The organism is Hymenobacter terrestris, from assembly GCF_013377905.1.
Taxonomy (GTDB): domain Bacteria; phylum Bacteroidota; class Bacteroidia; order Cytophagales; family Hymenobacteraceae; genus Hymenobacter; species Hymenobacter terrestris.
The window spans coordinates 124058-134761 of the sequence record NZ_JABKAV010000004.1 but is presented as its reverse complement, the minus strand read 5'-3'; the positions used below and the strand labels follow the sequence as shown (position 1 = coordinate 134761).

9 protein-coding genes are annotated in these 10704 nt (G+C 58.8%); 4 read left to right on the top strand and 5 right to left on the bottom strand.

All coding sequences use genetic code 11. The features are described 5' to 3' along the window. A partial coding sequence (locus HW556_RS02910; RefSeq protein ID WP_176897784.1) for a cation diffusion facilitator family transporter occupies window positions 1-939 on the bottom strand: 939 nt, incomplete at its 3' end. A gap of 227 nt (window positions 940-1166) precedes the next feature. Between HW556_RS02910 and HW556_RS02905 the strand changes: the two genes are divergently transcribed. Together HW556_RS02905 and HW556_RS02900 are read left to right on the top strand one after the other, a co-directional pair. Next, the gene (locus tag HW556_RS02905; RefSeq protein ID WP_176897782.1) at window positions 1167-2543 is read left to right on the top strand and encodes an Nramp family divalent metal transporter; all 1377 of its coding nucleotides are present in this window, start codon (window positions 1167-1169) and stop codon (window positions 2541-2543) included. A 93-nt stretch (window positions 2544-2636) separates the two neighbouring features. Beyond that, the gene (locus HW556_RS02900) at window positions 2637-5096 is read left to right on the top strand and encodes a TonB-dependent receptor (protein ID WP_176897780.1); all 2460 of its coding nucleotides are present in this window, start codon (window positions 2637-2639) and stop codon (window positions 5094-5096) included. An 82-nt stretch (window positions 5097-5178) separates the two neighbouring features. On the opposite strand, the gene HW556_RS02895 is transcribed toward HW556_RS02900, so the two are convergent. After that, the gene (locus HW556_RS02895) at window positions 5179-5997 is read right to left on the bottom strand and encodes a DUF6503 family protein (protein ID WP_176897778.1); all 819 of its coding nucleotides are present in this window, start codon (window positions 5995-5997) and stop codon (window positions 5179-5181) included. A 284-nt stretch (window positions 5998-6281) separates the two neighbouring features. Between HW556_RS02895 and HW556_RS02890 the strand changes: the two genes are divergently transcribed. After that, window positions 6282-6539, top strand: coding sequence for a hypothetical protein (locus HW556_RS02890; RefSeq protein WP_176897776.1), 258 nt, complete (start codon window positions 6282-6284; stop codon window positions 6537-6539). A 141-nt stretch (window positions 6540-6680) separates the two neighbouring features. Here the strand turns inward: HW556_RS02890 and HW556_RS02885 are convergent, their stop codons facing one another. Beyond that, on the bottom strand, window positions 6681-8915 hold the full coding sequence (locus HW556_RS02885) for a B12-binding domain-containing radical SAM protein (protein WP_176897791.1): 2235 nt from the start codon (window positions 8913-8915) through the stop codon (window positions 6681-6683). A 131-nt stretch (window positions 8916-9046) separates the two neighbouring features. Here HW556_RS02885 and HW556_RS02880 point away from each other — a divergent pair, with 131 nt between their 5' ends. Continuing rightward, window positions 9047-9604 (top strand): hypothetical protein, encoded by a 558-nt coding sequence (locus HW556_RS02880; RefSeq protein ID WP_176897774.1) that lies wholly within the window; start codon window positions 9047-9049, stop codon window positions 9602-9604. Window positions 9605-9690: 86 nt separating this feature from the next. Here HW556_RS02880 and HW556_RS18885 read toward each other — a convergent pair whose 3' ends face one another. Together HW556_RS18885 and HW556_RS02870 are read right to left on the bottom strand one after the other, a co-directional pair. Continuing rightward, window positions 9691-10263 (bottom strand): helix-turn-helix domain-containing protein, encoded by a 573-nt coding sequence (locus HW556_RS18885; protein ID WP_176897772.1) that lies wholly within the window; start codon window positions 10261-10263, stop codon window positions 9691-9693. Next, window positions 10260-10613: a hypothetical protein gene (locus tag HW556_RS02870; RefSeq protein ID WP_176897770.1), complete on the bottom strand. Its 354-nt coding sequence runs from the start codon at window positions 10611-10613 to the stop codon at window positions 10260-10262. Before HW556_RS02870 ends, HW556_RS18885 begins: the two co-directional genes overlap by 4 nt. Between the last annotated feature and the right edge of the window lie 91 nt (window positions 10614-10704).

The window sequence follows — 10704 nt, the reverse complement described above, 5'->3', positions numbered from 1 at the left end:
CCAGGTTATTTCCTGAGTGAAGGGGTGGCGGCGCACGGGGCAGTCGGCGACGTGGCAGTGCCAGCAGGCCGCGAAGGTGCAGGGGTCGGCGTGCACGAACATTTCTACTGGCACGCCGAACTCCTGGGCCACCAGCGCCTCGATGCCATGCACGTGCTCGTGGGTTTGCTCCAGGCTCAGGTAGTAAGGCATGGTTACGTGGCAGTCGATGTGCAGGCTGGCGCCGTAGCGCTGCACGCGCAGGTTGTGCACATCAATCCAGGCCGGCTCGCGGTGCTCCTGCAGCTCGGCCACCACCTGCTGCACGGTGCTCACGTCGGCCTCATCCATCAGCCCCGACACCGAGCGGCGCACCATCCGGAAACCGTTCACTACGATAAACACGCCCAGCCCCAGGGCCGCCAGCGCGTCGTACAGCACGTTATCGGTGAGCATAACCAGGCCCAGCGCGGCGCACGAAACGAAGGTGCTCACGGCATCGAGGTAGAGGTGCTGACCGTCGCCGACCAGGGCCGGGGAGTGGTGCTGGCGGCCGGCGCTCACTAGTAGCCAGCCCGTGCCCAGGTTTACGAGGGCCGTAGCCGCCAGCAGCGCAATGCCCCAGTCGGGCCGGGCTATGGTGTGAGGCTCCCAGAGGGCCAGCAGCGCCGCGTAAAAAATGTAGCCGCCCGCCATCAGAATCAGCCCGCCCTCGAAACCCACCGACAGGTACTCGATTTTGCCGTGGCCGTAGGGATGGTTCTCGTCTTTGGGCAGCCCAGCCAGGTAAATGCTGTAGAGCGCAAAAGCGCTGGCCACGATATTGATAATGGACTCCAGCGCGTCGGTGAGTACTACCTGCGAATCGGTGAGGGCCCAGGCGTAGAACTTAACGCCCACCAGCACCACGCTCACAACCAGTGAGAGCAGGGCGTATCGGGTTTTGAGCGGCAGTTTCATAGCGGGCAATGAGGGAGAAAAGCACGGAATCCGGACAAAGCTAGCACTTGGCCCGGCCCCATCCGACGCGAGCTAGCCCGCTAAAATTCCGCTTTCGCCGAAACCACAAAACTTTTCCGGCACATCTAAGTAAACTAGGTGCTTTAAAAATTAAATTTAGGGTAATCTAAAAATGGCTTGGGTTCGTATCTTTGCGACGCACTCGGCCCGCTTACGCTCTGGCATCTATGTCCCAACCCATACCCGTTTCCTCCTCTTCGCCCACTGCCTCCTTCAACCAAGATGCCGGCTGGCGCTACCCACGGCGCGCCAACTCGCTGTCCGAAGTATATGCCTCTATAATGGTGCCGCCCGAAGGGGCTTCGTTCTGGCGTAAGCTGTGGGCCTTTACCGGGCCGGGCCTAATGGTGGCTGTGGGCTATATGGACCCCGGCAACTGGGCCACCGACATCGAAGGCGGGGCTAAGTACGGCTACATGCTGCTGTCGGTGATTCTGATTTCCAACTTCTTCGCCATGCTGCTCCAGCACCTATCGGTGAAGCTGGGTATCGTGACGGGCCGCGACCTGGCCCAGGCCTGCCGCGACCATTACTCCAAGCCCGTTTCGTTCGTGCTCTGGCTGCTGTGCGAAATTGCCATTGCCGCCTGCGACCTGGCCGAGGTTATCGGCTCGGCCATTGCCATCAACCTACTCTTCGGCATCCCGCTCACTTGGGGCGTGGTGCTCACTATTGCCGATGTGCTGGTGGTGCTCTATTTCCAGAGCAAGGGCTTCCGCATCATCGAAAGCATCGTGGCGGGCCTGGTGTTCGTTATTTTCGGCTGCTTTGTCTACGAGATAATAGCCTCCAACCCCGACTACTTTGCCATGGCGCGGGGCCTGATTCCAAAGCCGGAAATCGTGACCGACCCCAGCGCGCTGTACTTAGCCATTGGTATTCTGGGCGCTACCGTGATGCCCCACAACCTGTACCTGCACTCCAGCATCGTGCAAACTCGGGCCATCGAGCCCACCGAGCCCGCCCGCCGCTCCGCTATCAAGTTTGCCACCATCGATAGCACGGTGGCACTGTTTCTGGCCTTCTTCGTGAATGGGGCCATCCTGGTGGTATCGGCCGCCGCTTTCCACAGCAACAACCTGCGCGACGTGGCCGACATCTACGACGCGCACAAACTGCTGACGCCGGTACTGGGTGCGGGGGCGGCTTCGGTGGTGTTTGCCATTGCCCTGTTGGCTTCGGGCCAGAATTCGACGCTGACCGGCACGCTGGCCGGGCAAATCGTGATGGAAGGCTTCCTCGACATCAAGCTCAAACCCTGGATACGCCGCCTGATCACCCGCGCCATTGCCGTGGTGCCGGCCCTCATCGTTACCATTCTGTATGGCGAGAAAGGCACGAGCGACTTGCTGGTGCTAAGCCAAGTTATTCTGTCGATGCAGCTCAGCTTCGCCGTTATTCCGCTGGTTCTCTTTACTGGCAACAAGCTCAAAATGGGTGTTTTCGTGAACAAGCCTTGGCTGCAGGCTATCTGCTGGACAGTGTCGGCCATTATCCTGAGCCTGAACGGCTACTTGCTGTTCCAATTCTTCACCGGAGTCTAATATCTGCTTCGCAAAAACCGCTACAAGCAGTGTAGCGGTTTTTAACTGAACCTTTATTTAGATAAATCTAAAAAATTAATTCGCTGTACTTAAATGAAATTTCTCTCCACACTAATTCTAGTATTAATAAGCTTACCGGCCTTGGCCCAAAATGGCAGCTTGAGTGGCCAGGTGCTCGACCAGCGGGGCCAGCCCGTGCCGTTTGCCAGTATAGCCCTGCCGGCCCTGCAGCAAGGTGCCGCTGCCGACGGAAGCGGCCGTTTTGCGCTGCCCAACCTGCCGGCCGGGCCGCAGCAGGTACAGATTAGTGCAGTGGGCTACATCACGGCTACCAAAACCGTAACGCTGCCGCTGGCCCAGGCCCTCACGGTGCGGCTGCAATCAACCGAAAGTACACTGGGCGAAGTGGTGGTGACGGGCGTGAGTCGGAGCACCGAAATTCGCCGCTCACCGGTGCCCATTGCGGCCATATCGGGCCGTGAAATCCGCCTCAATGCCAATGGTAACGCCATTGATGCGGCTGTGCGTGGTGTGCCCGGCCTCTCGGCCGTAACCACGGGCCCCAACATCAGCAAGCCCTTTATCCGGGGCCTGGGTTACAATCGGGTGCTCACCATGTTCAACGGGCTGCGCCAGGAAGGCCAGCAGTGGGGCGACGAGCATGGCATCGAGGTAGATGGTTATGGCCTCGACCGGGTGGAAGTGGTAAAGGGCCCCGCCAGCCTTCTCTACGGTTCTGATGCCGTGGCCGGCGTAGTTAATCTGCTGCCCGCCCTGCCTATGGGTCCCGAGGGTGAGTTGCACGGCGAGGCCCTGGCCGAATACCAGTCGGTAAACGGAATGGTGGGCAAGTCGCTGGCCTTCGAGTACCAGAAAAACGGCTTCCAGACCAGCCTGCGGGGCAGCCACCGCTGGGCCCGCGACTATAGCAACCCCGTAGATGGCCGGGTGTACAACACCGGTTTCCGCGAGTTGAACCTGACGGGCATGGTAGGCATGCAGCAGACGTGGGGCAATGTGCGCCTGTGGCTGACAACGTACAACAACCGGCAGGAGATACCCGACGGCAGCCGCGACTCGCTGAGCCGGGCCTTCACCAAGCAACTATTCGACGGCGACCAGGACGACTTCAACAACCGCCCCGTCGTGACTAACTCGGAGTTGAAAAGCTACGGCATCAGTACCCTGTACCAGCACATTCAGCACTACCGGGCCTTTGCCACAAGCGAGTTGAAAACCGGCCCCGGCGAACTGCGTCTGCTGCTGGGTGTGCAGCAGAATCATCGCCAGGAGTTCAACCACCCCACCGCGCCCAGCCAGCCCGGCCTCGACCTACGCCTGACTACACTCAATTACCAGGCCCGCTACCTGTTCCAGGATTTCAACGGCTATGAGCTGACGGTGGGCGTGAACGGCATGGGCCAGAACAACCAGCACCTGAACGCCACCGACTTCGCCATTCCGCCCTACCGGCTGTTTGATATTGGGGGCTTCGGGGTGGTAAAAAAGGCCTTTGGAGCCCTGGAACTGACCGGTGGCCTGCGCTACGACACCCGCGTGGTAGACTGGAATGACTTCTACACCGGCATCGACCCGGCCACTGGCTTCGGCACCAAAGCCGATGCCAGCACGCCCGGCGCCGACCGACAGTTCTCGGATTTTCATAAAGTGTACCGCGGCGTGTCGGCCAGCGTGGGCGGTTCGTATGCAGTGGGGCCCAACTTGGTGCTGCGCGCCAACTTGGCGCGGGGCTACCGCGCCCCCAACATCCCCGAAATCGGCTCCAACGGCCTCGACCCGGGCGCCCACATCATCTACCTGGGCAACCCCGATTTCCAGCCCGAATTCAACTGGCAGCAGGACGTGGGCGTGCTCTGGAAGTCGGCGGGCTTCGAGGCCAGCGCCGAGGCGTTCTACAACCGCGTCGAAAACTTCATCTATCAGGCCAAGCAGTTCGATGCCAACGGCCAGGCCCTGAGCGACCAGTTTGGTAACTCGACCTACAAGTTCGAGCAGGCGGCGGCCAACCTTTTCGGGGGTGAAATAGCCTTGAATGTGCAGCCCGCCGCGCTGCCGTGGCTGAGCTGGCGTACCGGCGCGGCCCTGGTTATCGGTGTCAATAAAAATGAAGTACTGCGCGACCGGGAGGGCACCGCAGCCCGTTACCTGCCCCTGATTCCGGCCCCCACGGCGCAAACCGAACTGCGCTTTACGCTACCCGACCAGCCCGGCCACCGCCTAGCGGGTAGCTATCTGCGCCTGTCGGTGGCCGGCACTGCCCGCCAGAACCGCTTTTATGCCGTAGATGGGGCCGAAACCGCTACGCCCGGCTACGTGATTACGGGCCTGGGTGCCGGCACTACCCTGCGCACTGCCGCCGGCCGCGACGCCCTGCAGCTGGTGCTCCAGGCCGACAACCTGTTCAATGTAGCCTACCAATCTCACCTCAACCGCCTCAAATACTTCGAGTACTACCGCGCCTCGCCTACCGACCGCCTGGGCATCTACAGCCCCGGCCGCAACCTGAGCGTGAAGGTGATTATGCCATTTTAGTGGATAATGGCAAAGCAGTGGGGCCGGCCGGCCAGAGGATAGTCCTCTGCCCGGTCGGCCCCACTGCTTTATCAAGCAAATTCTACTTCAGCGAGTCTATTTCCGCCCCTTTGGGCATATTAAACAGGCTTGCCTGCGGCTGTGCTGCGGTAAGCTCTACCTGGCTGAAGGTGGCTTGGTAGCGCAGTTCGCCGATCTGATTGTCGGCAAATTTGTGGCCCTCCATGCGGGTCGGCAGCAGCAGGCCATTTACTTGCTGCCAATCGGGATAAAGCAGGGCATTGTAAGTGGCTTCTTTACCGGGTTCAAAAAACGTAACGGTATAGAGCACCAACTCCAGACGGTAAGTTTCGGGGTTGAAGTGCGCAATATATGCGTCGCCCGACGAGTCGCCGCGCCCGTCTTCATACGTGACTTTGAGGGCCCGGTAGTTCTTGCCGGCTACCGTTTGGGTGCCCAGGTCTTCGTACTTGGTTCCCTCGTCGGCCAGCACAAACGGGATGGCGAAGAAGTAGAAGTACAGGTTATGGTAAAAGCGGGCCGACATTTTGCCGAAAGCCACCTTGTTTGGGTTCACCCACAACTGGTTCTGGTCGTTGAGGGCCAATTGGTAGTTTGGCCCCTCCACCCGAACCTGGCGGGTGCGCAAATCAATCAGCTGCTTTTCCTCCCGGGCCTCGCCGCCGAGTGTGCCGCTCAGCTGGTAGCTCATTGTGCCAAACTGCTGCCAGGCGGCCAGCCCACCGTGGGCTTCCAAGGCCTGTTGCAGCAACTTGGGTAGCTCCCGTTCGGTAGCGGCAGGTGTTTCGGTGGGCGCACCCGTTGTGGTAGCCGCTTGCTCGGGGTTGGAGGAACAGGCAGCTAGCGCCAAAGCGAGGCTAAAGTAGAGGGCATTTTTCATGGGTAGCTGGACAGTAAGTAAGCGTAGAATTAGGGGTAAGCCTGAACCGTTATAGTTTGTTTGTTGCCGGGCTTACGGCAATTTCTTTCTGTGGATCGACTGGCGCACTCTCCTTGGGTGTGCATCAGTCGGTAGGCAAAGTCCGCGCCTTCCGGGATAGACCCTCGAAAAACTACTCGTTTAAGATTGGTTTATAGTGTTTTATGAGTGAAATCCAGCCATTTTGCCAAGAGCTGCGTTTAGCTAAGCAGATATCTATCTCTCATTCTAACAACTCCTATACTATGGCTACTGCCAACGACCAAGCCGAGAAGCATGTCGGCGAAACCAAAGGACTCCCCAACCACACCCACGACCTGGTGCACGACCTGAACACCCGGCTTGATGCCCTGTGGCGCTACGACCAGTATGCGGCCAACGCCGAAAAAGGCGGCCCCAAGGAAGGCAAGCAGTTCTGGCTGGATATGAAAACTCAGGAAGTCAAAAACATCGACCGCCTCAAGGATCTGATTCGCCAGTGCGTAAAGGACGGCAGCTTTTAAAGTACCTGCCCGCCGTTTTATAAAGCAGCCGCCCGCCAACAATCTGTCGGCGGGCGGCTGCTTTATAGGGGTAAGAGCATGCAGAGGCTATTCGCGCTGGTTTGTATCGCTACGCCGCTCAACAGTAAACCAAAAAGCTTACTACAGCAACAGCAGGCCTTTCTCGCGCAACGTCAGCCACGCTTCCGACTCGAGAAACCGCTCGAATGGCTGGCCGGCCGGGAAGTCGCGGGCGGCGTCTTTGAGCAGAATTTTGGTGTCGTAATCGGTACTGAGGCGGATGAGCAAGTCGTTCAGCCAGGAGCCGAGGGCGGCGGGCACTTTTAGCTCGAAGTCTTCGGCCTGCTCGTAGAAAGTGAGCAAAGCGCGGCCGCTTTTTTTGCCGGTTTCGAGGCGCAGTTCGGGGGCGTTGCCGAGCCAGAACAAGCGCAGGTTTTGCTTGGCGAAATCGGGTTTGGTGGGTTCCTGCAGCGCCTGGGCCACCACGTTCCGGGATACGGTAGTTTTGGGCACCCGGAAATCAAACCAGGAGCCTAGCGGCTCGTGCAAGGCCACGCCGTGCAGGTAGTTATAAAGTGCCTTGGCCAAGCCGGGCCCGAACTGCCCGTGGTCGGTGCCGGTAGGGTCGTCGTGCCACAGGTCGTTCCAAGCAAACGGGCCGGGTTCGGGGCCAACGGCGGCCACTTGGTATTTCGCCGGATTCTTGCCTACCGGCGAGTGAGCCGTCATCGAAAACCGGTGCCAGTAGCCGCTCTGAATAATACCAGTCTCGAATAGCTGCCGCACGATTTCCAGTGAATCGACGGTTTCCTGGGTGGTTTGGGTAGGGAAGCCGTACATCAGGTAGGCATGCACCATCACACCGGCCTGGGTAAAACCGTCCGTCACGCGGGCTACCTGGGCAATGGTTACGCCCTTTTCCATCAGGGCCAGCAGCCTATCCGAGGCCACTTCAAGACCCCCGCTCACGGCAATGCAGCCGCTGGCAGCCAGTAGCCGGCATAAATCGGGCGAAAAGGTTTTCTCGAAGCGGATATTGCCCCACCACGTAATGCCGGTACGGCGCTTGAGCAGCTCGATGGCCAAATCGCGCAGGGCTAGCGGCGGCGCTGCCTCATCTACGAAGTGAAAGCCTGTTTGGCCGGTCTGGGCCACAATCTGCTCGATGCGGTCGGCCAGTAGGGCCGAGGGCGCGGTTTCGTAGCGGCCGATGTAGTCGAGCGTGACGTCGCAGAACGAGCAGCGCTTCCAGTAGCAGCCGTGGGCCACCGTCAGCTTATTCCAGCGCCCATCGCTCCAGAGCCGGTGCATGGGGTTCAGCACCTCAATCACCGACAGATACTCACTCAGCGGCAAGTCCGAGTAATCCGGCGTGCCCACCTCGGGGTGCGGAATGTCGGGCTGCGGGTGATTGATGTACTCTACCTCACCAGCGGCGTTGCGCAGAAAGGTGCGTTGAAATTGGGCAGTGAATAGAACATCATGCTTCGGCGCCACTGCGCTCTGCTCAGCATGACGTTCTTCCTGCCCCGATATAGCCTCCAGCAACCGCAGCCACGGACCTTCGCCGTCGTCCAGGGTCAGGAAGTCGATGTAGTCGAAGAAGCGCGGCTCTTTGATGTTGCGCAGCTCGGTGTTGGGGTAGCCGCCGCCCATAATGGTGTATGTGGCGGGGCTGGTTTGCTTGATGCGGCCGGCCAGCCGGAGCGCGCCGTAGAGGTTGCCCGGAAACGGCACCGTGAAGCCCACCACATCGGGCTGCACGCGGGCCACAAGGTCATCGAGTAGCTCCAGCAGCAACTCGTCGAGCAGGTTGGGCTGGGTCTGCAGGGCTGCGTGTAGCTCATCGAAGGTGGTGGCCGACATGCCCAGCTTCTCGGCGTAGCGCGAAAAGCCGAACTGCGGGCCCACGGTTTCCTTGAGCAAATCACCCAAGTCTTCGAGGTAGAGCGTGGCCAGGTGGCGGGCCTGGTCGGTGAGGCCCATGGTGCCGAAGGCGGTTTCCAGGTCGGCTACGTTGTCGAAACGGCTGGCCTCGGGCAGGTAGCGCGAGTGGCAAATGCGGGGTGCCAAGGTGCTGTCCTTGTTCTGTAGAAAGCGCACGACAGGCTCTACAGTGCTCAGGTAGCTGTTCTTGAGCCGTAGCATCCGGCGCACGTTATCGCTCAGCTTAAAGCTACCGGTTTCTATCTCGGCAAACACCCGCGTCAGGCCCGCCTTCGAAAACAGCTTCAGCACCAATTCCAGCCCTAAATCGGCCTGTGTTACGGCATAGCCGCGCCCGCCCAAAAACCCCTTGATGTAGGCCGTAGCCGGGTAGGGCGTATTGAGCTGCGTGAGCGGCGGCGTAATGAGCAGAACAGTGGGCGAAGTCAACGCGAAGAAATCAGAGGTAAGGTTCAGGCGAGTCGTGCGGAAAGCAACTGCCAAGCGGCCCGAAAGTTGCCCGCAAAGGTACAGCCCAATGAGTTGTGGTACCTTGCCCTAGTCACCTGCCACTCATGCCAATGACTTCTGCTGACGTGTTGCCCAAGCTCTCCGGCCGCGAGGCCTTATCGTTACTCCAGACCGGAAAACCCGTGTGCGGGCACCATATCGTGGGGCGGCTGCTCTTACCTGTTTATGATACCTGCGCGTGGCCGGTCACGATTGAGAACTGTTGGCTAGATGAGGTGGAGGCAAGCGGGGTAAGTTTCAAAGCTCCGGTTCATCTGTTGAACTCACACATTAACAAGTGTGCGTTTACGCAAGCGCATTTTCTGCAAGGCTTGCAGATAGAAAACTGCGTGTTCGACGACTACCTGGATTTCTCCTCCGGTGGCCACAATCAGCCGGGCTTCTTAGTGTGCCTGCAACGCAACGTGTTTCACAGATTCGTAAATTTCTTCGACTGCTGGTACCGGGCCGAAGTACGGATTGAGCACAACGATTTTCGGGGTGAAACCAACCTACTCAGCTCCGCCGACAACTACACGACGTTTGACGTTGAACCGCTTATTCAAGATAACACCGGTAACCTGCACCGAGTCGACGAGGGCGAACTGCCTACTGAACAACTAGGCTAAGCGGAAAAGGTCAAAAGCAAAAGCCACTTAACAAACCTCTTAGGGCCAATTAAATGGCTTTTGACTTTTTCTCTTCGTCTAGCTATCTAGCCCAACTGGTCGAGTGAGAGGCGGCGTGGTAGTAAGTCGCGGCGGAATTCGCTCACCGAACGGCCGGTAACCTGGCGGAACTGGTTGCTCAGGTGTTGGCCCGAACTGTAGCGCATTTTTTCAGCTATTTCACTCAGCGTCATCTCGTTGTAACTCAGCATCTCCTTTACCCGCTCAATCTTCATCCGAATCAAGTATTTCTCGATGGTGAGGTTGGCGGTGCGCGAAAACACCTTGCTCAAGTGCGAGTAAGTGGCCGCAAACCGGTCGGTGAGGAACGCCGAAGTAGTTAAGGGCATGCGGGCGGTGCGCAGGTGCTCCAAGTACTCAATCAGCGCAGATTTAATCTGTTCGGTAAGCTGGTCGGCGCGGCCCATAATTACGTCGAAGCCGGCCTCGCGCAGCAGCGGAGCCACGGCGCTGGGATCAACGGGCGTATTTTCATCCAGCTGAACCTGACCGAGTGTTACGTCGGTAGGCGTGTAGCCGGCCTGTTCGAAAAGGGTGCGCACTGCCTCAATGCAGCGCGGGCAAACCATGTTTTTAATGTGGAGCAGATTAGTTTTCACGGATGGTTGCGGTTGGAGGGTTTCGGCCGTGCGACAGCACGCGCAGGAGTACGGGAAACGGCGGCGGCAGACTTTTTACGCCGGCTGGGGCCAGCTGGGGCTTCTGCCCAGGCCGGACCAAACCAGTTGGCTGCCGCCCAACTTACAAACGGAACTGCGGCCAAAAAGGTAATGGCCAACAGCCAGAAAAATACGAAAAAGGCCCCAAATAGTCGAATCAGAAATTGATCCTGAGTTCCGTATAGGTACAGAATCAGGGCCAGTGACAGGACAACGCTGATTATGGCCAGCAGGGCCATCTGTCGAAACAACGGACGCAGCTGAGAAAAAAAGCTGGCAGATTGGGGCATAGCTCTACGTACGTGAAGGGCGCAAATATAAGGTGCTGCCCTGCATGGTAGCTACGAGAGCAAATGGAAGACGAATTGAAAACGGACCATT

What these genes read in the sequence shown, in the direction of transcription:
- HW556_RS02905 (WP_176897782.1), top strand. Translation starts at nt 1,167, where the DNA reads ATGTCCCAACCCATACCCGTTTCCTCCTCTTCGCCCACTGCCTCCTTC.
- HW556_RS02900 (WP_176897780.1), top strand. Translation starts at nt 2,637, where the DNA reads ATGAAATTTCTCTCCACACTAATTCTAGTATTAATAAGCTTACCGGCC.
- HW556_RS02895 (WP_176897778.1), bottom strand. Translation starts at nt 5,997, where the DNA reads ATGAAAAATGCCCTCTACTTTAGCCTCGCTTTGGCGCTAGCTGCCTGT.
- HW556_RS02890 (WP_176897776.1), top strand. Translation starts at nt 6,282, where the DNA reads ATGGCTACTGCCAACGACCAAGCCGAGAAGCATGTCGGCGAAACCAAA.
- HW556_RS02880 (WP_176897774.1), top strand. Translation starts at nt 9,047, where the DNA reads ATGACTTCTGCTGACGTGTTGCCCAAGCTCTCCGGCCGCGAGGCCTTA.
- HW556_RS02870 (WP_176897770.1), bottom strand. Translation starts at nt 10,613, where the DNA reads ATGCCCCAATCTGCCAGCTTTTTTTCTCAGCTGCGTCCGTTGTTTCGA.